The sequence below is a fragment of the Polaribacter sp. 2305UL8-11 genome, assembly GCF_058147165.1.
The window spans coordinates 1-239 of record NZ_JBYVJW010000100.1; the positions used below are offsets into that span (position 1 = coordinate 1).

The 239-nt window shown below is 51.9% G+C and carries 1 pseudogene; it reads left to right on the top strand.

The features are described 5' to 3' along the window. Positions 1–210, top strand: a pseudogene (locus ACY2RW_RS16340) (hypothetical protein); the annotation flags it as partial. Between the last annotated feature and the right edge of the window lie 29 nt (positions 211–239).

A 239-nucleotide genomic window follows, 5' to 3' on the forward strand; every position in this document is an offset into this window, starting at 1 on the left:
GATTCCGTTTACCGGGTCACCGGTGACAGCCCGAATGCCCTGACCGTTGAACGCAAGGCGGTAAGTACCGGAGAGGTCCACGGAAAATTTATTGAAATACTGGATGGCCTGAACCCTGGCGACAAGATTATCACCGCAGGACAGATGAAACTCCGCCAGGGTGCCCGGGTCACAATCAAAGATTCTACGTCTGCCGGTGCCGGGGAGTAACATATAATGGGTTTTACTGATCTGTTTAT